Source organism: Aeromonas bestiarum (assembly GCF_000819745.1).
Classification (GTDB): domain Bacteria; phylum Pseudomonadota; class Gammaproteobacteria; order Enterobacterales; family Aeromonadaceae; genus Aeromonas; species Aeromonas bestiarum.
Map to the genome: position 1 here is coordinate 237995 of NZ_CDDA01000015.1, position 23197 is coordinate 261191.

Here is a 23197-nt window from a genome sequence, read left to right on the forward strand (position 1 = left end):
GGCGGCTTAGGTCGCAATTGATTATGGTTTTTCCAGCCGACCCCCAGGGGTCGGCTTTTTATTGGGCGGGAATTGCTGATGGACAAGTATGCCTGCTCAGGCCTCGAAGGTGCTGGCGTTGAGTCGAAACGCCTTGGGGTCGTCGATAAACTGGCCCGTGATGCGCTCGTCGTGTTCGTGACCCTGGCCATAGCTGCAGAGGATCAGCCTGTCCGAGGTGCGTGAGCGCAGCTGTATGATGAAGCGCACCAGATCGGCGCGGCTCAGTTTGCCCACCTCCTCGCACACCCTTTCCCGCTGATCGAAGCCCAGATCCTTGTTGCCTATGCTGACCCAGAGCCGCTGGCCGCGACTGCGCAGGTTGGCATCCCGTTCGCTCAGCTGGGCCTGCAGGCCCACCTTGCTGTCTTGCCACTGTTGCTCGGTCAGCTCCAGCATGGCCAGCGGGAAGAGGTCGATGAACTCTTCCACCGCATCCAGCAAGTGCTGGGGCCCTGCCACTGGCGACTGGATATAGAAGATGAGGCCGGGGTGACGGTTGAGGGGCAGGTTGCCGGCACCGACCACGTACCCCAGCTGCTGGCGGGTACGCAGCTCATGGAAGAAGGTGGACGACATTATGTGGTTGGCCAGGGTGAAGCAGGCGAGATCCCGCGCCCGGGTGGTGCGGGACTGGTAGTAGACCAGCAGCGCCGAATCTTCGTGCTCGCACCCCTGCTCGCGAATGAGGGTGCCCCTGTTTTGAATGGAGATGAGCGGGCGGCGGGTCTCGGCACTGGGCTGGCTGTGGGTGCCAAGGTGGCGCTCCAGCAGGGCGGCCAGTTCGAGCGCCTCGGCGGCATTCCAGTCACCGTGAACCAGCGCCTCTATGTGTACCTCCCCGAACAGTTGGGCGACAAACGCCGGCATCTCGTCAAGTTCCACGGTGCGCAGATGGCGCAGCAACTGCTCGAACGGCGGGTTGTTTGGTTGCAGCAAACTGGTGAGCTGGTTGAACAGCTGGGAGATGGGCCGCGCCTTGGACTGGTTGTCCCAATTGCGGATGAGCTGCTCTTTTATCTCGGCGAAGCGGCCCGGATCCGGATAGCCCAGGGTACGGTTGCCGAGGATCATGTCCAGCAGCAGGGGTTGCTTGTCGGCAAAGCCGCTCAGGTTGATGGTAAAGCCGCCCTGGTGGGCATAGATCTGGTAGCCCAGTCCCGCCAGCTCCGCCGGGTAGGTGAGGGCGTTGAGGTGATCGGTAAGCAGCTCCACCGCGAGCCGTGCCATGGCGATGTGGCGCGGACTTTTGACCGCGTGCTCGCTGTCGATGGAGATGTAGAGGTTGCCCTTGGGCACGCTGAACTGATGCTCGTGCAGATGCCAGAGTCGAAACCCTGGCCTGTCGATGAGGCAGGCGGGCATGTCGGCCTGCAGCGCCGGCTGGCGCGGATCGAGCCGGCTGCTGATAAAGGGGTTCGGCAAGGGCAGGGCGAGGGCCGGTTCAGGCTCGCTCTGCTGCCAGTGGATCTTCTCCGCCTCAGTGATGACGTCGACGCCATAGGGCGTCTGATACCAGCGGGCCAGGCGATCCGTGGCCAGCTCGGGCGCCGTGATGGTCATGCGCAGGTTGTGTGGCGTGAGCTTGGCGAGCAGGCGGCGGATCAGCGCCTCGTCGTACTCGCGCATCATGTAGTCGCCGTAGAGCAGATCCTCGGGCGTGTAGCTGAACAGGTTCAGCACCAGCCCGGAGACGGTGTCGAGTGCCCGGCCCCGCTCCTGGAAGCGGAACGCCGACTCGAGCACTGTGCGCTTCTCGTCGTAGCGCCAGCTTTCCACCCCGCCGCGCTCGATAAGCTTCAGATAGCCGAACAGGGCGGCCACTATCTCGTTGACGTGTTCGAGCCCGAGCGGCGTGAGGCCGAAACTCACCCCGAAATCCTTGAAGTTGGCACCGCTGATGCCGCCGCCGGCTGAGAGCTGGTTGACCCAGCCTTTCGCTTTCAGCAGGGAAAGCAGGCTGCCATCCCCTTCATAGCCGATGAGGTGGCTCAGGAAGGTGAGGGGTTTTTTGTCATAAAACTCGTCGACGTTGGGCAGCGGGAAGGTCAGCGCCAGCTTGCGGGTCTCCTTGACCGGATTGATGCGGATGCGGATGCCGAGATCGTCGAGGCGATAGAGGGGGGTCGTCAGGGTCGGTATTCCCAAATTGCGATTCAAAATGGGAGCGAAAAAGCGATCGCACCAAGCCATCTGGGTCTTTATGGATTCAGGCGAGATCATCACCAGCGCCATGCGATCCGCGCTGTAGTGAGACTCGTAGAACCGGATGAGATCGGCGCGCAGATCCCGACCGGGCAGATCCGCCAGGGTATCCAGGTTGCCGACCGAGAATTTGGAGAAGGGGTGGGCCGGGTTGACCGTCTCTTTATGTACCTGGTAGCTGCGGCGCACATCGTCCTGCAGCTTGAGGCGGTACTCGGAATCGACCGCGTTGCGCTCCTTGTCCACCCACTCGGGGGTGAAGGTGGGGCAGATGAAGAACTGGGAAAAACGGTCGAGCCCGGCCTCGAAGAAGCCGTTGTCTATCTCGAAAAAGAAGTTGGTGAACTCGGTGCCGGTCCAGGCATTGTTGCTGCCGCCATGACGGCTCATAAATTGCTGGTACTCACCAGGCTTGGGATAAGTACGAGTGCCAAGGAACAGCATATGCTCAAGGAAATGAGCCATCCCCTGCCGATCGGCCGGATCGTCGAAATGACCTGTGTTGACGGCCAGGGAAGCGGCAGACTTGTCGGTATCGGGATCGCAGATCAACAAGACCCTGAGCCGGTTTGCCAGCTCCAGATAGTGGTACTGCCGATGGTCATTAGGACTGGCATATGGGCTCATTGGGGCGTGACTCATGTTGGATTTATTTGAATTTAAACATGATTATCGACCCCGCTATCCAGTGAGGCAAACCCTTTTCTGAGAGGTAGCGCAATTGTTTCCCCCGGCATGGCGGGGTAAGATCCCCCCGCTATCAAAACAGGCCCCTTGGGCGAGGTTGTAATGAAAATCTACATAATGCGTCATGGCCAGGCTGGCATGAATGCGAAAACAGATGAACAGCGTCCACTGACCGAGCAGGGCATCGAAGAGTCCATTCACATGGCCAGTTGGCTGGCCCCTCAGCTGGATGGCGAACTGGATTTGGTGGTTCACAGCAATTACCTGCGTGCCAGACAAACCTGGCAGAGCATATGCAGTGAATTACCCAAGGCCGCCAGGGTCGAGGAGAGCAGCGAGATCACCCCTTATGGCGACCCGGCGTTTGTCGCGAGTTATCTCACTGCGTTGGCGGCAACACATGACAATATTTTGATGGTCAGCCACCTGCCGCTGGTGGGGTATCTGGTGCAGAGCCTCTGTCCGGCAGCGGGTGCGCCCATGTTTGCCACCTCGGGTCTGGCCTGCATCGAGTGGCAAGATGACAAGGGGGTCTTGCTCTGGCTGGAAGGACCACATACAATACGCTAAAAGTTAATAAAAAGTTATAAATTGGTTTTTTGGGGAAGAGAGTCGCGATTTTTCCGGATTTTTATATAGAATTTACGGAATTATTTCGCAGAAGCTGCTGTCATACGGATACAACTGCAAGAGGTTGCAAACGATGAGAGTGTTCAAGAAGTACCTGCCACTCATGGTGGCAAAACATGTCAAAACCTTCTTCAAGGGACGGATCTATATCCACGGCAGGGGGCGTTTTGATTTCCAGTCAGGCTTGCTGATGATGCCAACGCCAGCTGACATTCCCCACCGCCAGACCGTGGTCGAGGTCAACGCCATGATCTCCAGACTGCACATGGATGCGGCGTGATACTTTCACTATCCCATCCAGACGCTTCATGCCCGCCACCGTGCGGGCATGATTGTTTTTGGCCCTGATCTGCCCGAGTCGGCTCTGTTCGATTCCGTTTCAAACCCGCCTGCATCGGCAAGGCCGGCAAGCACTTGCTAATCCTGTTTGCCTCTCTATACTTCCCGCCGGAAATACCCGCTGCTTTCTTCTGGATATAGTGATGCCCCTTGCCTTCTTGTTTCCCTTCTCCTGCATGGCCATCTGGGCCGGCAACGCCATCGTCAGCAAGTTGGCGGTCGGGGTGCTCTCACCCGCGGCGCTGGCCTGGTCACGCTGGATGGTGGCCGCCATCATATTGACGCCTTTCCTCGCGCACCGCGCCTGGCGGGATCGCGCCAAGCTGCGGGCCGGCTTCTACCAGCTGGCGGCGCTGGCCCTGCTCGGCATGGTGTTGAACCAGACCTTCGGTTACTACGCGGCGCAAACCCTGGGGGCGACTGAAATCGGCCTGATGATGGGGCTGACCCCGCTGATGACTGTGGTGCTCAGCATCTGGCTGCTGCGCGAGCGCCCAACCTGGGGCGCCCTGCTCGGCGGCGTCATCTCCATTCTGGGGCTGGCCATCTTGCTGGGGCAGGGGGATCCCTCCCGCCTGATCACCCAGGGCATTCACATCGGCTCCGTCTATATGCTGCTGTCGGCGGGCACTTATGCGCTCTACAGCGTGCTGCTCAAGAAGTGGGATCTGGGGCTGGACAACTGGTCCATGCTCTATGGCCAGGTGCTGTGCAGCCTGCTGTTTCTCACCCCGTTCTACCTGCTGGTGGACGGGCAGTGGCCAGATGGCCGCGCACTCTGGCTCATCCTCTACGCCGGTATTCCTACCTCGGCCTTGTCACCCTGGCTCTGGATGCAAGGCATAGCCCTGTTGGGGGCGAGCCGCACCGCCATTTTCATGAACCTGTTGCCGGTGATGACGGCGGCGCTGGCCATCAGCTGGCTCGGGGAAGAGCTGACCAGCTATCACCTGATAGGGGGCGGCATGACGCTGCTCGGGGTCTTGCTGGCGCAACTGCTGGTGCAGCCAGTGGTGCTGCGCCGGCGCCGGGTGGCGCTGGCCGCCTGCCGGGAAGATTGAAAAAAAGACCGCCTTCGAGGCGGTCTTTTTATTCAGGGGGTCAGGGCGTCACTGCGCGATGAGATAGAGGTCTTTGGAGTAGACCACGTCTTGCGGGTTCTGGTAGGGATAGCCCTTGATGTTGGGCTTGAGCAGCCGCGACTTGACGTAGAAGTAGACGGGGGCGATGGGGGCCTCGTCATCGATCAGCGCCTCGGCCTGCTGATAGAGCTGGTTGCGCTCGGCCGGATCCTTGGAGTCATGGGCCTTGGCCAGCAGGGCATCATACTGCTTGTTGAACCACTTGCCGCTGTTGGCGCTGCTGCTGGAGGTCATGATGTCGAGGAAGGTTGAAGCATCGTTGTAATCCCCGTTCCAGGAGTAGCGGCTGACGCCGAAATCCCCCTCGTTGAGCACTGACACCATGGTTTTCCACTCCATGTTGTTGAGCTTGGCGCTGACCCCCAGGTTGTGCTTCCACATGGAGGAGATGGCCAGGGCTATCTTCTTGTGCCCCTCGCTGGTGTTGTAGAGGATGTCCACATCCAGCGGCTTGCCCGGGCCGTAGCCCGCCTCGCTCAGCAACGCTTTCGCCTGCTTGATCCTCTCTTCCTTGCTCAGCAGCTGGCTGGCAGGGCGCTTGAGTTCGAAGCCGTCGACGCTCGGCGGGGTCAGGCTGAAGGCGGAGATCTGACCCTGTCCCAGGATCTTCTCGGTGATGGTGTCTCTGTCGATGGCCAGCGACAATGCCTTGCGCACCTTGGGATTGTCGAACGGTTTGCGCTGGGTGTTGAACACATAGTAATAGGTGGCGAGCAGGGGGGCATTTATCAGCTCCTCCGGGCTCTGGCTCTTGAGCTGCTTGTATTGCTCCAGCGGATAGGTGGTGTAGTGCAGCTCACCGGCGCGATAGCGGTTGTAGGCGGCGGTGTCCGAGACTATCTCCAGATAGAGCACCTTGTTCAGCACTGTATGCTGGTTGTCCCAGTAATGGGGGTTGCGCTCGGAGATGAGCCGCTCGTTGGGGGTCCACTCCTTGAGCACGAAGGCGCCGTTGGAGACTATGTTACCCGGCTTGACCCACTCATGACCGAACTTCTCTATGGTCGCCTTCGGCGCCGGGAAGGTGGTGTAGTGAGAGAGGGTTTTGAGGAAGAAGGGCACAGGGTTCTTTAAGGTGATTTGCAGGGTATGCGCATCGAGCGCCTTGATGCCGAGGGTATCCGGGCTCTTCTTGCCCTGCACCACGTCGCTGGCGTTGGTGACGCCGGTCAGCTCGATGAACCAGGCGTAGTTGGAGGCATTCTTGGGATCCGCCGCCCGCTGCCAGCCATAGACATAATCCGCCGCCGTGACCGGCTCGCCGTTGGACCATTTGGCCTCGGGTCTGAGCTTGAAGGTGTAGACGGTGCCCGTGTTGTCGAGCTCGTAGCCAAGGGCGCCGGCTGCTTGCAGCTTGCCGTCGCCATCCAGGGTGTAGAGCCCCTCGAACAGATCGTTGACTATGTCGCTGCCCGCGCTCTCTTCCACCATCTGGGGATCGATGGAGGCGGGTTCAGTGCCTATGTTGCGCACGAAGGTTTGCTGATCGGCGGCTAGCAGCTTGGTGCCGGGCGGTACCTGGGCGGCCAGGGCGGGTAATGCGAACAGGGCGGCAACCGTGCCGGCAATGAGAGTCCTTTTCATTGAATATCCTTATGTTTTTTTGCTTCCAAAGCCTGGCCAGTGTGCTGGATTGATCTGGAGATCTCAAGAGGGGGACGCTGACCTTGCCGTCCGCTACCCAGATAGGGGGCCAAGTGGGCTGTTGCACCCACCATGGCGGCCTGTTCGTGACTTTTCACCACGAATTAACATGGTGAAAGTTACCGATTGGCACCGATTAAAGGGGGTTTTGACAAGGGCTTGACGGCCAGGGTGCGCATTTATCCAGCGGCTTAATTCGCTGCAAAAACAAAAAACAGGCGTTACATTAGGTTACAAAACAAGGCTGCCGAGGATCGGCACTTTTTTTGTTGACGCGTGCAAACGTTTTCAAAGCCAACGGAAACGATCTTAAAGGAACAATAATGCGAAACATGATCACCATGGGCGAGTTCATCGTCAAAAAGCAGGCGGATTATCCCACCGCGACCGGGGAGCTGACCTCATTGCTCAGTTCCATCCGCCTGGCCGCCAAGGTGGTGAACCGGGAGATCAACAAGGCGGGGCTGGCAGACATCATCGGCTCCATGGGTGCTGAAAACGTGCAGGGCGAGGTGCAGCAGAAGCTGGATGTGTACGCCAACGAGCGCTTCAAGGCGGCGCTGGAGGCACGCGGTGAAGTGTGCGGCATGGCGTCTGAAGAGGAGGAGGATTTCGTCTCCTTCGATTCCGAGCTCTCCCGTCACTCCAAATACGTGGTGCTGATCGACCCGCTCGACGGATCCTCCAACATAGATGTCAACGTCTCGGTCGGTACCATCTTCTCCATCTACCGCCGCGTCAGCACGCCCGGTGCCGGTGTTACCCTGGAAGACTTCCTGCAGCCGGGCAACCGCCAGGTCGCCGCCGGTTACGTGGTCTACGGCTCCTCCACCATGCTGGTCTACACCACCGGCTTTGGCGTCAACGGCTTCACCTACGACCCCTCCATCGGCTGCTTCTGCCTCTCCCACGAGAACATCCGCATCCCGGAGGAGGGCAAGATCTACTCCATCAACGAGGGCAACTACATCAAGTTCCCGGACGGGGTGAAAAAGTACCTCAAATATTGCCAGGAGCGGGACGAGGCGACCCACAGACCCTACACCTCCCGCTACATCGGCTCACTGGTCTCCGATTTCCATCGCAACCTGCTCAAGGGCGGCATCTACATCTATCCGTCCGGCACCAATTCTCCGAACGGCAAGCTGCGTCTGCTCTATGAGTGCAACCCCATGGCGTTTCTGGTGGAGCAGGCCGGTGGCAAGGCGTCCGACGGTTTCGGCCGGATCATGGATGTGCAGCCCACAGCACTGCACCAGCGCACCCCTTACTTCGTCGGTTCCACCAAGATGGTGGAGCGGGCCGAGGCCTTCATGCGGGAGTTTTCCGCCCATGAGGATCCTGCCAGTCAGGGTTGATGCCCGTATGCCGTGCCTGCGATGAGCAGATAAAAAACGGGAGCCAATTTGGCTCCCGTTTTGTTTGGGTGAGGTCGCTTGCCTCAGTGACTGGTATGGCTGGCAAGATCCGCCAGCAAGCCATCCACCAGTTTCAGGCGCATGGCGCGGTCTTGGGTCGGTACCTGGAAGCGCAAGCGGGTCGGCCCATCCATCTTGTAGATGCGCGGCTGTTCGGAGAGCAGCTTGACCAGATAGCCAGGGTTGACCCGGGTCTCCTGGGTGAAGTCCAGGTAACCGCCGCGCTCGCTCATCTCCACCCGGCGAATGCCAAGCGCCGTGGCGCGCTGGCGGAAGGCGGCCAGCTCCATCAGGGTTTTGGTTGCCTCCGGCAGCAGGCCGAAGCGGTCAATCAGCTCCACTTTGAGTTCGCGCAGCTCCTGCTCGTCCGCCGCGCTGGCGATGCGCTTGTACATGGAGAGGCGCATGTTGACGTCCGGTATGTAGTCGTCCGGCAGCAGGGCCGGCAGGCGCAGCTCCACTTCGGTGTGCTGGCTCATCAGCTGTTCCAGCGACGGCTCCTTGCCATTTTTCAGCGCCTCGACCGCCTGCTCCAGCATCTCCATGTAGAGGGTGAAGCCGACAGATTCGATCTGGCCGCTCTGATCGTCGCCCAGCAGCTCGCCGGCGCCGCGGATCTCCAGATCGTGGGTCGCCAGCGCAAAGCCGGCACCGAGATCTTCGAGCGAGGCGATGGCCTCGAGCCGCTTGACCGCATCCTTGCTCATCAGCTTGGGATGGGGGGTGAGCAGGTAGGCATAGGCCTGGTGGTGGGAGCGGCCAACCCGGCCCCGCAGCTGGTGCAGCTGGGCCAGCCCCAGATGATCGGCGCGGTCCATGATGATGGTGTTGGCACTCGGCACGTCTATGCCGGTCTCTATGATGGTGGTGCAGACCAGCAGGCTGAAGCGCTGGTGGTAGAAGTCCGACATGACTCGCTCGAGATCGCGCTCGCGCATCTGGCCGTGGGCGATGCCGATGCGCGCCTCGGGCACCAGCTCGGCGAGATCGCTGGCGCATTTTTCGATGCTCTCCACGTCGTTGTGCAGGTAATAGACCTGGCCGCCGCGCTTGAGTTCACGCAGCACGGCCTCGCGGGTGACCGCGGGCTCCTGTTGGCGCACGAAGGTCTTGATGGCGAGCCGCTTGGCGGGCGGGGTAGCTATGATGGAGAGATCCCGCATGCCGGCCATCGCCATGTTGAGGGTGCGCGGGATCGGCGTTGCCGTGAGGGTGAGGATATCCACGTCGGCGCGCAGCGCCTTGATCTTCTCCTTCTGGCGTACCCCGAATCTGTGCTCCTCATCGACGACCAGCAGCCCCAGATCCTTGAAGGTGAGCTCTGAACCCAAGAGTTTGTGGGTGCCTATGATGATGTCGACCTTGCCCTCGCGCAGCTCTTTCATGACGGCATTCTGCTCCTTGGCGGAGCGGAAGCGACTCAACACCTCGACCCGCACCGGCCAGTTGGCGAAGCGATCGCGGAAGTTGTCGTAGTGCTGCTGGGCCAGCAAGGTGGTCGGCACCAGCACGGCCACCTGCTTGCCGCCATGGACCGCCACGAAGGCGGCCCGCATCGCCACTTCCGTCTTGCCAAAGCCCACGTCGCCGCACACCAGCCGGTCCATGCTCTTGGCCTGACACATGTCCCCCAGCACAGCGTTGATGGCGTTGAGCTGATCTTCTGTCTCCTCGAACGGGAAACCGGCGGCAAACTGGCGGTAGGCCTCCCTGTCGTGCTGGAAGGCAAAACCGTGACGGGCCGCCCGCAGGGCGTACACATCCAGCAGCTCGGCCGCCACGTCGCGCACTTTCTCCGCCGCCTTGCGCCGCGCCTTGACCCAGGACTCGCCGCCGAGCTTGTGGCTGGGCGGGTTATCCGAACCGGTATAACGGCTGATAAGATGCAGGCTGGTCACCGGCACGAACAGCTTGTCGCCACCGGCGTATTCCAGGGTCAGGAACTCGGTGGGCAGACCGCCGGCATCTATGGTCTCGAGCCCGAGATAACGGCCGACCCCGTGATCCAGGTGCACCACAGGTTGGCCCTGGGTCAGCTCGCCGAGGTTGCGGATCACGGCGTCCGAGCTCAGGTTCTTGCTCTTCTCCCGCGCGCGTTTGCTGCGGACCTTGCCCCCCAGCAGCTCGGTTTCGGTGATGAGGGCGAGCGCGTCCTTGCCGCTCTCCTGCAGCAGGAAGCCTCGCTCCAGTGGCGCCACCAGCAGGCCGTGGCGCGCCTTGCTCGCCATGAAGGCATCGAGGGAGGCGAACTCCTTGGGTTGCAAGGATATGCGTGCCAGCAGATCGCCGAGCACTTCCCGGCGCCCTTCGGATTCCACCGCAAACAGGGTGCGACCCGTGAAGCTGTCCAGGAACTGGCCCAGCGCCAGCATGGGCTGCTCCTTGCTGTGATCGAGCTGCAGGTCGGGCAGGGGGGCTATGGGGAGATCCCGCTGGCCGGCCCCGCCGTCGGTGGCAGCCTCCTGCAACCGCACGGCGCCATAGTGGCCCAGCGCCGCAAACAGCTGCTCCACCGGCAGGTAGATCTGTTGAGGGGGCAGCAGCGGGCGGGTGTTGTCCCAGCGTCTGTCCTCATAGCGCTGGCCTATGTCGTTCCAGAACCGCTGGGCCGCGGGATAGATATCCCCCACTGTGAGCAGCAGGGTGTTGTCCGGCAGATAATCGAACAGGCTGGCGGTCTGGCTGAAGAAGAGCGGCAGATAGTATTCGATGCCGGCGGGCCAGCGACCCTTGCTTACCTCCTGATAGACGGAGCCCTCGGCGCGCGACAGCTCGAACTGTTCGCGAAATTGGCCGCGAAACAGCTCAATGGCGGCCTCGTCGGTGGGAAACTCCCGGGCCGGCAGCAGGCTGACCGTCTTGACCGGTTCGCTGGAGCGCTGGGTCTCGGGATCGAACGGGCGTATGGAGTCCACCTCGTCATCAAAAAAGTCGATGCGATAGGGGCTGTTGCTGCCCATGGGGAAGAGATCGAGCAGTGAGCCACGGGCGGCAAATTCCCCGTGCTCCAGCACCTGTTCCACCGCCACGTAGCCGGCTTCGGCCAGGCGCCCGCGCAACTGTTGCAGGTTGAGACGCTGACCGGCCTTCACCATCAGGCTGTACTTGTCGAGATAGACCCGGGGGGCGCAGCGCAGCATCAGGGTGGAGATGGGCACAATCAGCACGCCGGCGCTCATCTGCGGCAGCTTGTAGAGGGTCTCCAGGCGCTGGGAGATGATGTCCTGATGGGGGGAGAAGGTGTCGTAGGGCAGGGTCTCCCAGTCCGGGAACATCAGCACAGGCAAGCCCTGATCTGCCAGCAGGAACTGCAGCTCCTGCTCGAGGCGCAGGGCACTCGGGGTATCGGCGGTCACCAGCAGGACGGGGCGGTCGGCCTCCTGGGTGAGGCGGGCGGCAACCAGCGAGAGGCTGCTGCCTGTCAACTGGCCGAGCGTTAACTTTTGGCCCGCCTTGGCGGGCAAGGCGGGAAGCTTCATTGGCATCATTCGATTCTTTTAACGTTGACGGTCTTGAGCACGCAATTTGAGTTGCTTGGATTGGACATGCAGGCTGGCACGCACCAGCAGTTCGCGGTCATCCTCGCGGATCCGCACATAGTCGAGCACCACGTGCATGCCGTGCTCGCTCGGTTCCAGCTGCTTGACCTGGCCATAGCAGTAGATGGCAGAGGCCTCTTCCCGCAGGAAGATTTTGAGCCGCACTATCTGGTGCAGGTGCGGCGGCTCGCCATGGCCCTGGCGTGGATGCAGGTAAGTGAGCTGGCCGGCGCCAAAGCGCAGGGTGTGGAAGCGATGCTCTGGGTGATCCTGCACCGACAGCACATAGCCCATGATCATGTCGATCTTGCGGGACTGCTGATTGACTATCTCCACCAGGTCGTGCATCGACTCGTTCTGGTTGCGCATCAGGCGACTGGTCACCATGTCGATGGAGGTGATGGAGGAGGCGATGCGAAAGGGTTCGGGCAGTTCGGCTTCCAGTGCCTCCAGCGTCGGCAGATGAAAGTCACCGGGCATGGGGATCACATTGACCGGGGTGGCATGGGTGACGCTGAAGAACTGTTCCTGCATGGAGGCTATCCCTTGTTGTCATGGACGGTTTCCCTTTATTATCCGGTATCTTATTTTGTTGGCAACGTAGATATCCTTGAAGACTGGACTTTTTCAGCCGCTGTCGCTGGCCATAGGCCTTCGCTACGCAGGCTCACGACGCAGTAACCGCTTCGTTTCATTCATCTCCCTGTTCTCCACCTTTGGTATCGCCATCGGGGTCGCGGCCCTGATGGTGGTCATCTCCGTGATGAACGGCTTCGAGGGGCAGCTCAAGGGGCGCATCCTGGGGGTGATCCCCCATGTGGTGGTGACCAATCAGGCTGGCCGCATCGACGCCCAGCCCGCAGGCTTGCCCGATCTGGCCAAATTGCCCCATGTGATCGCCAGCGCCCCCATGCTCGACAGCGAAGGTATGCTGCAGAGCCCGGGTCAGCTCACCGGCGTCAGTGTGCAGGGCATAGATCCGGCCCGCTGGCCAAAGGATGACATACTGCATGCCCAGATGCAGATGGGACGCCTCGACAGCCTGCAGCGCGGTGAATACCACATAGTGCTGGGGCAGGGGGTGGCCAATCACCTCAAGGTCTCCATGGGCGATCAGGTTCGTCTGATCCTGACCGAAGGCACCCGTTTCACCCCCTTTGGCCGGGTGCCGGCCCAGCGGCTGTTTACCGTCTCCGGGATCTTCGGGGTTGGTGCCGACGTGGACAGCCAGGTCGCGCTGATCGCGCTGGGGGATGCCCAGCGCCTGCTGCGCCTGCCGACAGAAACCGTCGGCGGCATTCGGCTCTGGCTGGACGATCCCTTCGCCGCCGATCAGGTGATAAAGACGGCGCTGCCGGACGGACTGGAGTGGCAGGACTGGCGCCGCGAGCGCGGCGAGCTGTTTCAGGCTGTCGCCATGGAGAAGCGCATGATGGGGCTGATGCTGGTGCTGATCATCGCGGTCGCCACCTTCAACATCCTCTCCGCGCTGGTGATGGTGGTCACCGACAAGGAAGGGGAGGTGGCCATTTTGCGCACCATGGGCATGAGCGAGGCAGGGATAGTCAAGATCTTCATGGTGCTCGGTGCCTCCAGCGGTGTGATCGGCGCCCTGCTCGGCGGTCTGGCCGGGCTCGGCCTCTCGCTCGGCCTCAACCCTCTGCTCGATGCGGTGGGGCTCAACCTCTACATGACGGCCGGTGGCAGCGGTCTGCCGGTGATAGTGGAGCCGGCTCAGGTCATCACCATCTTGCTGGGGGCCGTGCTGCTCAGCTTCAGCGCCACTCTCTACCCTGCAGCCCGTGCGGCGCGGGTGAAACCGGCCGAGGCGCTGCGTTATGAATAATTCATCTTCTATTGTTACCTCCGGTGAGATTACCGGTGTAAGTGGAGCTCCCTTTATGAATGAACCCTTCTCCTGTGAACCTCTGCTGCGTTGCCAGGCACTGAATCATGTCTATAAAGAGGGCGAGCTGGAGACCCAGGTGCTCAAGGGGATCGACTTGTCCGTCGCCCCCGGCGAAATGCTGGCGGTGGTGGGCAGCTCGGGCTCGGGCAAGACCACCCTGCTGCACCTGATGGGGGCGCTGGACAACCCGTCGAGCGGCGCCGTGCTGTTCAAGGGGCAGGATATCCATCACTGGGACAGCCGCACCCAGGCCAGATTCCGCAATCAGGAGCTGGGCTTCGTCTACCAGTTCCACCACCTGCTCGCCGAGTTCACCGCCCTGGAGAACACCGCCATGCCGCTGCTGATCGCCGGCGAGTCTGTGGCCAGCGCCACCGACAAGGCGACGCGCATGCTGGGGCGGGTGGGGCTCTCCCATCGCCTGAATCACAGACCCTCCGAGCTCTCGGGTGGCGAACGCCAGCGGGTGGCCATCGCCCGTGCCCTGGTCAACGAGCCGAGCCTGGTGTTGGCGGACGAGCCCACCGGCAACCTGGATCACGCCAGTGCCACCGCCGTCTATGAGCTCTTGTGCGAGCTCAACCGCGAGCTGGGCACGGCATTTGTGGTGGTTACCCATGATCTCAGCCTGGCTGCCAAGCTCCATCGGCGGGTGACCCTGGTGAGCGGCATCATGGCGGAGGTCGCCTGATGTTCAAACCGCTGCCCCTGTTTCTGGGCCTGCGTTACAGCCGCTCCCGTCGTCGCAACGGCTTCATCGCCTTTATTTCCGCCTCCTCTCTCATCGGTATCGCCCTCGGGGTGATGGCGCTCATTCTGGGCTTGTCTGCCATGAACGGGTTTGAGCGGGAGCTCAAAGACAGGGTGCTCTCAGTGGTGCCTCATGGTGAGCTGATGGGGATGGAGGCGCCGCTGCCCAATTGGCCCAAGTTGCGAGACTACCTGCTGGCCCAGCCCGGCGTGGAAGCCGCCGCGCCCGTCATCCGGCTCGATGGGCTGCTGGAGCACGGCAATGCCCTCAAGGGATTGCAGGTGCGCGCCGTGCTGCCCGAGCTCGAAGCCAATCTGTCCGATGCGGGCAAGTACATGACGGGGCGCGGTCTGCGCGAGCTGCAGGCCGGCGAACACGGGCTCATTCTCGGCAAGACCATAGCCGACAAGCTGGGGGTCACGATCGGGGATACGGTCGCCCTCTTGCTGCCCCAGGCGGGCGATGCGTCCGCCATCAAGAACCCGAAACGGGAATCCCTCAAGGTGGTGGGACTGCTGGAGATCGGCGGCCAATTAGATGGCGTGCTGGGCTTCATGCACCTGGCCGATGCCCAGGCCATCACCGGCATGGGCAGCGCTGTAGAGGGCTTCAGCCTCAAGGTTAACGACGTGCTCAAGGCGCAGTCCATTACTGTGGCCGCCGCCCAGAAATTCCCGCACTACGTCTATATCAGCAGCTGGATGAGCCGCCAGGGCTATCTCTATCAGGACATCCAGATGGTGCGTACCGTCATGTACGTGGTGATGCTGATGGTGGTGGCGGTGGCCTGCTTCAACATAGTCTCCACCCTGGTGATGGCGGTGAACGAGAAGCGCAGCGAGATCGCCATCTTGAAGACCATGGGAGCGAGCCCGGGCCAGATCCGGCTCACTTTCGTCATTCAGGGCATGGTGAACGGGGTGCTCGGCGCCTTGCTCGGGGCCCTGCTCGGCGGCCTGCTCTCCAGCAAGCTGACCCAGATCCTGAGCTTCATCGAGGGGCTGATAGGCCACAGGTTCCTCAACCCCGACATCTACTTCATCGACTTCCTGCCGACCGAACTGCACATGCAGGATCTGCTGATCGTGACCGGCGCGGCCATGCTGATGAGCCTGCTGGCGACGCTTTACCCCGCCTGGCGGGCGAGTGGTCTGGTGCCGTCCCGGGAGCTGGGACACTGATGTACGACAGCTGATTGGCTGATAAAGAACGAAGGGCCCGCCGGTGCAAACCGGCGGGCCCTGCTGTTTTCTGGTCGTTTGGACTGACTTAGTGGGCGTTGAGCTCATCGAGCGGCAGCGAGAAGCTGGCCACGAAGACGTCGATGAAGTAGCGCATCTGCGGGCTCATCCTTGCCTCCAGCATGGCTTCGAGGCGTTTCCTGGCTGGCTCGAATTCCCGGTTGCCGGCATTGATCTCCTCCAGACACTTGGTGTAGGCGCAGAGGGTATCGGCATCCTTCACCAACCGGGCCAGCTCGGCATCCTGCGCGCCCGAGTCCAGCAGGGGGCGAAAATCCTCCACCAGTTCCGGCGGCAGCATGGCCAGCAGACGCTGCTCGGCGGCCAGCTCTATCTTCTTGTACTCCCGGGCAATTTCGGGATTGAAGTACTTGACCGGGGTGGGCAGATCGCCGGTCAACACCTCGCTGCTGTCGTGATAGAGCGCCATCACGGCGGCGCGATCCGCATCGATCTTGCCCCCAAACAGCCGATTGTGGATGAGCCCGAGGGCGTGGGCCACCATGGCTACCTGCAGGCTGTGCTCGGCGATGTTTTCGGGTTGTATGTTGCGCATCAGCGGCCAGCGATAGATGAGTTTCATGCGGGCGAGATTGGCGAAGAAGTGGCTGGGAAGCATGGCTGGCCTCGGACGGTGGCAATGAAAAAGGGCAGACCCTAGTCTGCCCTTTTTTTGCGGCGCAGGCAGCTTGCCTGTGCGATTTTCGTGGTGTTCAGCGAATGTAGCGACCGGATTCGGCTTCGTGGTTGGTCACCACCATCTGACCTATGGGGGCCAGGGCAATCAGCGCCAGCTTGAGGTGCTGGATGCCGAACGGAATGCCTATGATGGTCACGAAGCAGGCCAGCGCCGAGGCGATGTGGCCGATGGCCAGCCAGATCCCGATCACCAGGAACCAGAGGATGTTGCCAATCAGCCCCAGGGTGCCTGTGCCTATGTCACTCTGCCCCGTCATGCTCTTGCGGCTCACCGCCTGCTTGCCAAACGGGAAGAAGGTGAAGGTGCCGATGACGAAGCAGGCGCGCCCCCAGGGGATCCCGATCAGCGAGACAAAGCAGAGCAGCCCGGCCAGCCACCAGGCCAGCCCCATGAAGACGCCCCCCAGTACAAACCAGAGCAGGTTAAACAAGAAGCGGAAAAAGGCCATGTTGGTCACTCCAGACTCATAAATTTGGCTGTCACCATAGCGAGCAGCAGCCATGGACGCAATGGTTGATGTGATGGGGTGGACAATTTGGGTCGCAGCCTGCGAGCCGGGTGGCTTTTTAGCGGGAAATGAGGTGAAAAAGTAGGCCTTTGCGCGAAAAAAGGTGAGCAAGTGCAAATTCTTGTGCATTGCGCGCTTGAAGTCGGGCCTGGGCTTCCCCATATAAGAGTCAGATTTGCGCGAATTGTGCCATCGGCACCCCCGTTGGGGGATGTGTGGCTCGACTCGACCAAAGTGCGCCGCTATAATGTCGCGTCATATTTTCTCATCACAAAGACAGTCGTTGTCTTTATAAACAGGAAGACTCCGGGCTTTGCCCAGGGGCAATAAGGGTCAGCACACAGTGCTGAGTTGAACGAGGTAAAAGAATGCAAGTTTCTGTAGAGACAACCCAGGGTCTGGAACGCCGTCTTACCATCACTGTACCGGCTGCTACCGTTGACGCTGCCGTGCGTAAAGAATTGAATGGCCTGGCCAAAACCCGTCGCATCGACGGTTTCCGTCCTGGCAAGGCTCCGGTGACCATCATCAAGAAGATGTTCGGTGCCATGGCTCACGCTCGCGTTGCTGATGAAATGATGCAGAGCAACTTCATCAAGGCCATCATCGAAAACAAACTGAGCCCGGCCGGTGCCCCGACCATGGATCCGAAAGAGATCCAGGAAGGTCAGGACTTCGTATTCAGCGCCACTTTCGAAGTGTACCCCGAGTTTGAAGTGGCTGGCCTCGAGACCATCAAGGTCGAGAAGCCGGTTGCGACCGTCAAGGATGAAGATCTGGCCAACATGATCGACACCCTGCGCAAGCAGCACGCCACCTGGGCTGATGTTGATGCCGCCGCTGCCGATGGCATGCGTGTGACCATGGACTTCATCGGTTCCATCGACGGTGAAGAGTTCGACGGCGGCAAAGCCGAAGGCTTCAACCTGGTACTGGGTGCCGGCCGCATGATCCCTGGCTTCGAAGACGCCATCATGGGCAAGAAAGCAGGCGACGAGTTCACCATCGACGTGACCTTCCCGGCTGACTACCACGCCGAAAACCTGAAAGGCAAGGCGGCCAAGTTTGCCTCCAAGCTGAACAAGGTTGAAGAGCAGATCCTGCCTGAGCTGACCGAAGAGTTCGTCAAGCGTTTCGGCATCGAGAGCGGCAACGTTGAAGAGCTGAAAGCCGAAGTGCGCAAGAACATGGAGCGCGAACTGGCTCAAGCCCTGAAAAACAGCGTGAAAGAGCAAGTGCTGAACGGCCTGGTTGAAGCCAACCAGATCGATCTGCCGAAGGCTGCCGTTGCTCAGGAAATCGATACCCTGCGTCAACAGGCCCTGCAGCGTTTCGGTGGTTTCCAGGGCGGCAACGCACCTGAGCTGCCGGCCGAGCTGTTCCAGGCCCAGGCCGAGCGTCGTGTTCGCGTAGGTCTGCTGCTGGGTGACGTCATCCGCACCAACGAGATCAAGGCTGACGATGCCCGCGTGACCAGCATCATCGAGTCCATGGCCACTGCCTACGAAGATCCGAAGGAAGTGATCGAGTACTACCAGAAGAATGAGCAAATGCTGAATGGCGTGCGCAATCTGGCGGTTGAAGATCAAGCCATCGACCTGATCCTGTCCAAGGCGCAAGTGAGCGAGAAAGAAGTTGCCTTTGACGAAGTGATCAACAAGTCCGGTGCCGCTGCCTAAGAACATTTGACTTAAGGTCAAGACTGTTAAGTATAATGGCTCGTGTGATCTCCACTCGGGCCATTTTATTTTAGGGACAATGCCTTATGTACAAGAACTATAACGATGTGACTGAATCCCCACGCAATGCGCTCATCCCCATGGTGGTAGAGCAGACTGCAAAAGGGGAGCGTTCCTACGACATCTATTCTCGTCTGCTGAAGGAGCGGGTGATCTTCCTGACCGGTCAGGTCGAAGATCATATGGCGAATCTGGTGGTAGCTCAGCTGCTGTTTCTGGAGTCAGAGAATCCTGATCAGGACATCAGCATCTACATCAACTCTCCGGGTGGTGCCGTCACGGCCGGCATGTCCATTTATGACACCATGCAGTTCATCAAGCCGGATGTCAGCACAGTTTGCATGGGGCAGGCCTGCTCCATGGGTGCCTTCCTGCTGGCCGGTGGTGCCAAGGGCAAGCGCTTCTGCCTGCCCAATGCCCGCGTGATGATCCATCAGCCGTTGGGCGGTTTCCAGGGCCAGGCATCTGACATCCAGATCCATGCCCAGGAAATCCTGAAGATCAAGAATACCCTGAACGATCGTCTGGCCTTCCACACCGGGCAGGACATGGCCACCATAGAGCGTGATACTGACCGTGACAATTTCATGTCGGCTGATCAAGCCGTGGCCTATGGCTTGGTAGACGGTATCCTGAGCCAGCGCGGCTGAGCAGGGTGTCCCGGACTGTTGTAAACTCAACAGGACGATCCATCCTCTATTGATAAAACGAGGTTGCTGAATGACAGAAAAACGCAAGGGTGAGGGTGATAAGCTGCTCTACTGCTCTTTTTGCGGCAAAAGCCAGCATGAAGTGCGCAAGCTGATCGCTGGCCCTTCCGTCTACATATGTGATGAGTGTGTCGAGCTGTGCAACGACATCATCCGCGAAGAGATCCGTGAGATCTCTCCTAAGCGTGATGGTAGCGAGCTGCCGACCCCTCATGAAATCCGTGCTCACCTGGATGACTATGTGATCGGGCAGGAATATGCCAAGAAGGTGTTGGCCGTCGCCGTCTACAACCACTACAAGCGTCTGCGCAACAGCAGCGAAGCCGGTGGTGTGGAGCTGGGCAAGTCCAACATTCTGCTGATTGGCCCGACCGGTAGCGGCAAGACCCTGCTGGCCGAGACACTCGCTCGTCTGCTGGATGTGCCCTTCACCATGGCCGACGCCACCACCCTGACCGAAGCCGGTTATGTGGGCGAAGACGTGGAGAACATCATCCAGAAGCTGCTGCAAAAGTGTGACTACGACGTAGAGAAGGCCCAGCGTGGCATCGTCTACATCGACGAGATCGACAAGATCTCCCGCAAGTCAGACAACCCCTCCATCACCCGCGACGTGTCCGGGGAAGGGGTGCAGCAGGCCCTGCTCAAGCTGATCGAAGGCACCATTGCTTCCGTCCCGCCGCAAGGTGGACGCAAGCATCCGCAGCAGGAGTTCTTGCAGGTCGATACCTCCAAGATCCTCTTCATCTGTGGTGGCGCCTTTGCCGGTCTGGACAAGGTCATCGAGCAGCGCTCCGTCAAGGGCACCGGCATAGGGTTTGGCGCTGACGTCAAATCCAAGAATGCCAGAGCGACCCTGAGCGAGAACTTTGCCAAGGTGGAGCCGGAAGATCTGATCAAATACGGTCTGATCCCCGAGTTCATCGGTCGTCTGCCTGTGGTCGCGACCCTGACCGAGCTGGACGAGGCTGCCCTCATCCAGATCCTGAAAGAGCCGAAAAACGCGCTGACCAAGCAATATGCCGCGTTGTTCGATCTGGAAGGGGTGGAGCTGGAGTTCCGTGACGACGCCCTGAACGCCATTGCGCGCAAGGCGATGGAGCGGAAAACCGGTGCCCGTGGTCTGAGATCCATAGTGGAAGCCGTGCTGCTCGATACCATGTATGACCTGCCCTCCCTGGATGGCGTCAGCAAGGTGGTGATCGACGAGACGGTGATCAAAGGGGACTCCGCGCCCTTGATGATCTACGAAAATCCCGAGACCCAGGCCGCTGCATCAGAGTAACAGTCTGATTTTTAATCAAATGAAAGGGGCTTTTTGCCCCTTTCATGCTTTTTACGGTTTCGGCGATTGAATCTCATCTCTGCGCCCCCATATACTCAGCCAAGCGCTTTGCCAACGGTATAACAAGCCGAGAGGACATATATGAACCTAGAGCGTTCAGAACGCATCGAGATTCCCGTCCTGCCTCTTCGTGACGTGGTGGTTTACCCCCACATGGTCATTCCACTCTTTGTGGGGCGGGAAAAATCCATTCGCTGTCTGGAAGCGGCCATGGAGCAGGACAAGAAAGTTCTGCTGGTGGCCCAGAAGGATGCGTCAACCGATGAGCCAACGGTGGAGGAGATCTTCTCCGTCGGGACAGTGGCCAATATTCTACAGATGCTCAAGCTGCCGGATGGCACCGTCAAGGTGCTGGTGGAGGGTGGCCAGCGTGCCCGTCTTGAGCGGATGATCGATGACAAGGATTTCTTCGTCGGTGAGGCGCAGTACATCGCCTCCACCGCCATCGAGGAGAAGGACCAGGATGTGCTGGTACGCTCCGCCATCGGTCAGTTTGAAGGCTATATCAAGCTCAACAAGAAGATCCCGCCCGAGGTGCTGACCTCGATTTCGGCGATCGACGACGCTGCGCGTCTGGCCGATACCATGGCCGCGCACATGCCGCTCAAGCTCGAAGACAAGCAGAAGGTGCTGGAAATCGCCTCTGTGTCCGAGCGCATCGAGTTTCTGATGGCGATGATGGAGTCGGAGATTGACCTGCTGCAGGTCGAGAAACGCATCCGCACTCGCGTCAAGAAGCAGATGGAGAAGAGCCAGCGCGAGTACTACCTCAACGAGCAGATGAAGGCCATCCAGAAAGAGCTGGGTGAGCTGGAAGACAGCCCGGATGAATTCGAAGCCCTCAATCGCAAGATTGAAGAGGCGGGGATGCCGGAGGAGGCCCGTGACAAGGCCCAGGCCGAGCTCTCCAAGCTGAAGATGATGTCCCCCATGTCTGCCGAAGCCACCGTCGTGCGCAGCTACGTGGACTGGATGGTGCAGGTGCCGTGGAAGGCGCGCTCCAAGGTCAAGAAAGACCTTGGCAAGGCGCAGGAGGTGCTGGACGCGGATCACTTTGGCCTGGAGAAGGTCAAGGATCGCATCCTCGAGTATCTGGCGGTGCAGGCGCGGGTGAACAAGCTCAAGGGCCCCATCCTCTGTCTGGTCGGGCCTCCCGGTGTGGGCAAGACCTCGCTGGGCCAGTCCATCGCCAAGGCGACCGGCCGCAAGTACGTGCGCATGGCGCTCGGCGGTGTGCGTGACGAGGCGGAGATCCGTGGTCACCGTCGTACCTACATAGGTTCCATGCCAGGCAAGCTTATCCAGAAGATGGCGAAGGTTGGCGTGAAGAACCCGCTGTTCCTGCTCGATGAAATCGACAAGATGAGCTCGGACATGCGCGGCGATCCCGCTTCCGCCTTGCTGGAAGTGCTGGATCCGGAACAGAACAACAGCTTCAACGATCACTACCTGGAAGTGGATTATGACCTGTCGGACGTGATGTTCGTGGCCACCTCCAACTCCATGAACATCCCGGGTCCGCTGCTGGACCGGATGGAAGTGATCCGTCTCTCCGGTTACACCGAAGATGAGAAGCTCAACATTGCCAAGCAGCATCTGGTTGCCAAGCAGATCCAGCGCAACGGCCTGAAAGAGTCCGAGATCACCATCGAAGATTCTGCCTTGGTCGGAGTGATCCGTTACTACACCCGCGAGGCGGGGGTGCGGAATCTGGAGCGCGAGATCTCCAAGATTTGTCGCAAGGCGGTCAAGCGCATCCTGCTGGACAAGAGCATCAAGCATGTTCAGGTCAATCAGGCCAACCTCAAGGAGTTCCTCGGGGTACAGCGTTTCGATTACGGCAAGGCTACCGACCAGAACCAGGTAGGTCAGGTCTGTGGTCTGGCGTGGACCGAAGTGGGCGGCGATCTGCTCACCATCGAGACCACCAATATGCCGGGCAAGGGCAAGCTCACCTACACCGGCTCGCTCGGTGACGTGATGCAGGAGTCCATCCAGGCCGCCATGACGGTGGTGCGGGCCCGTGCCGACAAGCTGCGCATCAATGCGGACTTCTACGAGAAGCGCGATATCCACGTGCACGTGCCGGAAGGAGCGACCCCGAAAGACGGTCCGAGTGCCGGTATCGCCATGTGTACCGCTTTGGTCTCCAGCTTGACCGGCAATCCGGTCCGTGCTGATGTGGCCATGACGGGGGAAATCACCTTGCGCGGCGAAGTCTTGCCCATCGGCGGTCTTAAAGAGAAGTTGCTGGCGGCGCATCGCGGTGGTATCAAGCGTGTGCTGATCCCGAAAGAGAACGAGCGGGACCTCGAGGAGATCCCGGACAACGTCAAACAAGACCTTGAAATCTATCCGGTTCGCTGGATTGACGAGGTGCTGGAACTGGCGTTGCAGGACAATCCGCAGGGGTTTGAGCGCGTTTCTGTCGTGTAAATGTTGATGCGCCGCAAATTTGGCGCATTCGGGGGGTGGTTAAGGCTTGCATGCGCCGGGTAACGGAAGTAGCCTTGACCACCGATCGGGTACTCATGATGAGTCGCAATGCGTGATGTGGCGCGGGTTTGCGCTAGATTGTCACTTGCAACTGATCAGGAGGCTTGCTATAAAACCTCCACTTGTTGTGGCCAGGGAAATCGGCGCCGCAGCGA

General features: G+C 60.1%; 17 protein-coding genes. 11 read left to right on the forward strand and 6 right to left on the reverse strand.

What is annotated here, in order from left to right:
- Positions 1-96 precede the first annotated feature (96 nt).
- Positions 97-2871: an insulinase family protein gene (locus tag BN1118_RS08315; RefSeq protein ID WP_043555485.1), complete on the reverse strand. Its 2775-nt coding sequence runs from the start codon at positions 2869-2871 to the stop codon at positions 97-99.
- A gap of 162 nt (positions 2872-3033) precedes the next feature.
- On the opposite strand from BN1118_RS08315, the gene sixA reads away from it, so the two are divergent.
- The 3 genes from sixA to BN1118_RS08330 all read left to right on the forward strand — a co-directional run bounded on the left by sixA (position 3034) and on the right by BN1118_RS08330 (position 4961).
- Positions 3034-3501: a phosphohistidine phosphatase SixA gene (gene sixA, locus BN1118_RS08320; protein WP_043136349.1), complete on the forward strand. Its 468-nt coding sequence runs from the start codon at positions 3034-3036 to the stop codon at positions 3499-3501.
- Between the two features lie 133 nt (positions 3502-3634).
- Positions 3635-3841 (forward strand): DUF1107 domain-containing protein, encoded by a 207-nt coding sequence (locus tag BN1118_RS08325; RefSeq protein ID WP_042037401.1) that lies wholly within the window; start codon positions 3635-3637, stop codon positions 3839-3841.
- Positions 3842-4043: 202 nt separating this feature from the next.
- The gene (locus tag BN1118_RS08330) at positions 4044-4961 is read left to right on the forward strand and encodes a DMT family transporter (RefSeq protein ID WP_043555486.1); all 918 of its coding nucleotides are present in this window, start codon (positions 4044-4046) and stop codon (positions 4959-4961) included.
- Between the two features lie 48 nt (positions 4962-5009).
- Here the strand turns inward: BN1118_RS08330 and BN1118_RS08335 are convergent, their stop codons facing one another.
- Complete coding sequence (locus BN1118_RS08335; protein ID WP_043555487.1) at positions 5010-6626, reverse strand: peptide ABC transporter substrate-binding protein; 1617 nt, start codon at positions 6624-6626, stop codon at positions 5010-5012.
- 383 nt (positions 6627-7009) lie between these two features.
- On the opposite strand from BN1118_RS08335, the gene fbp reads away from it, so the two are divergent.
- On the forward strand, positions 7010-8044 hold the full coding sequence (gene fbp, locus BN1118_RS08340) for a class 1 fructose-bisphosphatase (RefSeq protein WP_043555489.1): 1035 nt from the start codon (positions 7010-7012) through the stop codon (positions 8042-8044).
- Between the two features lie 83 nt (positions 8045-8127).
- On the opposite strand, the gene mfd is transcribed toward fbp, so the two are convergent.
- Both mfd and BN1118_RS08350 read right to left on the reverse strand, forming a co-directional pair.
- A complete protein-coding gene (gene mfd / locus BN1118_RS08345; protein WP_043555490.1) occupies positions 8128-11592 on the reverse strand; it encodes a transcription-repair coupling factor in 3465 nt (1154 codons plus the stop codon).
- A 9-nt stretch (positions 11593-11601) separates the two neighbouring features.
- A complete protein-coding gene (locus BN1118_RS08350; protein WP_042871557.1) occupies positions 11602-12177 on the reverse strand; it encodes a PilZ domain-containing protein in 576 nt (191 codons plus the stop codon).
- Positions 12178-12253: 76 nt separating this feature from the next.
- Between BN1118_RS08350 and BN1118_RS08355 the strand changes: the two genes are divergently transcribed.
- Genes BN1118_RS08355 through lolE form a run of 3 tightly spaced genes read left to right on the forward strand, consistent with a single transcriptional unit; the run spans position 12254 to position 15484 of the window.
- The gene (locus tag BN1118_RS08355; RefSeq protein WP_043555491.1) at positions 12254-13489 is read left to right on the forward strand and encodes a lipoprotein-releasing ABC transporter permease subunit; all 1236 of its coding nucleotides are present in this window, start codon (positions 12254-12256) and stop codon (positions 13487-13489) included.
- A 55-nt stretch (positions 13490-13544) separates the two neighbouring features.
- Complete coding sequence (gene lolD / locus BN1118_RS08360) at positions 13545-14243, forward strand: lipoprotein-releasing ABC transporter ATP-binding protein LolD (RefSeq protein WP_043555492.1); 699 nt, start codon at positions 13545-13547, stop codon at positions 14241-14243.
- Positions 14243-15484, forward strand: coding sequence for a lipoprotein-releasing ABC transporter permease subunit LolE (lolE, locus tag BN1118_RS08365; protein WP_043555493.1), 1242 nt, complete (start codon positions 14243-14245; stop codon positions 15482-15484). Before lolD ends, lolE begins: the two co-directional genes overlap by 1 nt.
- 88 nt (positions 15485-15572) lie before the next feature.
- On the opposite strand, the gene yfbR is transcribed toward lolE, so the two are convergent.
- Both yfbR and BN1118_RS08375 read right to left on the reverse strand, forming a co-directional pair.
- The gene (gene yfbR, locus BN1118_RS08370; protein WP_043555495.1) at positions 15573-16163 is read right to left on the reverse strand and encodes a 5'-deoxynucleotidase; all 591 of its coding nucleotides are present in this window, start codon (positions 16161-16163) and stop codon (positions 15573-15575) included.
- Positions 16164-16257: 94 nt separating this feature from the next.
- A complete protein-coding gene (locus tag BN1118_RS08375; RefSeq protein WP_011898663.1) occupies positions 16258-16692 on the reverse strand; it encodes a YccF domain-containing protein in 435 nt (144 codons plus the stop codon).
- 428 nt (positions 16693-17120) lie between these two features.
- Here BN1118_RS08375 and tig point away from each other — a divergent pair, with 428 nt between their 5' ends.
- From tig to lon, 4 genes are all read left to right on the forward strand, one after another.
- The gene (gene tig / locus BN1118_RS08380; RefSeq protein ID WP_043555496.1) at positions 17121-18431 is read left to right on the forward strand and encodes a trigger factor; all 1311 of its coding nucleotides are present in this window, start codon (positions 17121-17123) and stop codon (positions 18429-18431) included.
- 86 nt (positions 18432-18517) lie between these two features.
- The gene (clpP, locus tag BN1118_RS08385; RefSeq protein WP_042871569.1) at positions 18518-19141 is read left to right on the forward strand and encodes an ATP-dependent Clp endopeptidase proteolytic subunit ClpP; all 624 of its coding nucleotides are present in this window, start codon (positions 18518-18520) and stop codon (positions 19139-19141) included.
- 70 nt (positions 19142-19211) lie between these two features.
- On the forward strand, positions 19212-20486 hold the full coding sequence (gene clpX / locus BN1118_RS08390; RefSeq protein ID WP_042037414.1) for an ATP-dependent protease ATP-binding subunit ClpX: 1275 nt from the start codon (positions 19212-19214) through the stop codon (positions 20484-20486).
- 141 nt (positions 20487-20627) lie between these two features.
- Positions 20628-22982 carry an endopeptidase La gene (lon, locus tag BN1118_RS08395; protein ID WP_042871570.1) on the forward strand — a complete coding sequence of 785 codons (2355 nt, stop codon included), beginning with the start codon at positions 20628-20630 and terminating at the stop codon, positions 22980-22982.
- The last annotated feature ends 215 nt before the right edge of the window (positions 22983-23197 follow it).

Excerpts from the sequence above, each read along its gene's own strand:
- BN1118_RS08315 (WP_043555485.1), bottom strand. The coding sequence starts at position 2,871 with ATGAGCCCATATGCCAGTCCTAATGACCATCGGCAGTACCACTATCTG.
- sixA (WP_043136349.1), top strand. The coding sequence starts at position 3,034 with ATGAAAATCTACATAATGCGTCATGGCCAGGCTGGCATGAATGCGAAA.
- BN1118_RS08325 (WP_042037401.1), top strand. The coding sequence starts at position 3,635 with ATGAGAGTGTTCAAGAAGTACCTGCCACTCATGGTGGCAAAACATGTC.
- BN1118_RS08330 (WP_043555486.1), top strand. The coding sequence starts at position 4,044 with ATGCCCCTTGCCTTCTTGTTTCCCTTCTCCTGCATGGCCATCTGGGCC.
- BN1118_RS08335 (WP_043555487.1), bottom strand. The coding sequence starts at position 6,626 with ATGAAAAGGACTCTCATTGCCGGCACGGTTGCCGCCCTGTTCGCATTA.
- fbp (WP_043555489.1), top strand. The coding sequence starts at position 7,010 with ATGCGAAACATGATCACCATGGGCGAGTTCATCGTCAAAAAGCAGGCG.
- mfd (WP_043555490.1), bottom strand. The coding sequence starts at position 11,592 with ATGATGCCAATGAAGCTTCCCGCCTTGCCCGCCAAGGCGGGCCAAAAG.
- BN1118_RS08350 (WP_042871557.1), bottom strand. The coding sequence starts at position 12,177 with ATGCAGGAACAGTTCTTCAGCGTCACCCATGCCACCCCGGTCAATGTG.
- lolD (WP_043555492.1), top strand. The coding sequence starts at position 13,545 with ATGAATGAACCCTTCTCCTGTGAACCTCTGCTGCGTTGCCAGGCACTG.
- lolE (WP_043555493.1), top strand. The coding sequence starts at position 14,243 with ATGTTCAAACCGCTGCCCCTGTTTCTGGGCCTGCGTTACAGCCGCTCC.
- yfbR (WP_043555495.1), bottom strand. The coding sequence starts at position 16,163 with ATGCTTCCCAGCCACTTCTTCGCCAATCTCGCCCGCATGAAACTCATC.
- BN1118_RS08375 (WP_011898663.1), bottom strand. The coding sequence starts at position 16,692 with ATGGCCTTTTTCCGCTTCTTGTTTAACCTGCTCTGGTTTGTACTGGGG.
- tig (WP_043555496.1), top strand. The coding sequence starts at position 17,121 with ATGCAAGTTTCTGTAGAGACAACCCAGGGTCTGGAACGCCGTCTTACC.
- clpP (WP_042871569.1), top strand. The coding sequence starts at position 18,518 with ATGTACAAGAACTATAACGATGTGACTGAATCCCCACGCAATGCGCTC.
- clpX (WP_042037414.1), top strand. The coding sequence starts at position 19,212 with ATGACAGAAAAACGCAAGGGTGAGGGTGATAAGCTGCTCTACTGCTCT.
- lon (WP_042871570.1), top strand. The coding sequence starts at position 20,628 with ATGAACCTAGAGCGTTCAGAACGCATCGAGATTCCCGTCCTGCCTCTT.